Origin of the sequence: Chromohalobacter sp. HP20-39 (assembly GCF_033052815.1) — a bacterium.
GTDB lineage: Bacteria > Pseudomonadota > Gammaproteobacteria > Pseudomonadales > Halomonadaceae > Chromohalobacter.
On record NZ_JAWHTP010000252.1, the window covers coordinates 1 to 388 of the forward strand.

Below are 388 nucleotides of genomic sequence, written 5' to 3' on the forward strand. Positions count from 1 at the left end.
CGCACGGCCGCGAAAAATTGCGTCCGTGCCAGGTCAAGCACCTCCGGAAAGGTGGTGCATGCGGTCAAGGCCTTGAGTTCAGCCTCACTCCACTGGCTGGTGTAGCCGTTGGAGAGGGACCACAGAAGGTTCTGCACCTGGACCGTGGGCGCCACGGTAAAAACCGTGCGCTCACCGTCCGTTTCGACAGCCATGACGAGCATGTGGCCGCGCGTGGCGATCACCGCGCCACGACCATGACCGAACGGCTGGAACAGCATCGCACGAGTGAATTCGTGCTTGCCCACCAACCGCGCGGCCAACTCGGAGGCCGGCAGATCGGCTTCAAAGCAACGGGTCCACTGGGAACCTGCGGGATAGAGAATCATGATGCACTCCAAAAATTGGG

The 388-nt window shown here is 61.3% G+C and carries 1 protein-coding gene; it reads right to left on the minus strand.

What is annotated here, in order from left to right:
* Positions 1–368: hypothetical protein (locus RVY79_RS17860; RefSeq protein WP_317465853.1), on the minus strand; the 368-nt coding region annotated here is incomplete at its 3' end.
* Between the last annotated feature and the right edge of the window lie 20 nt (positions 369–388).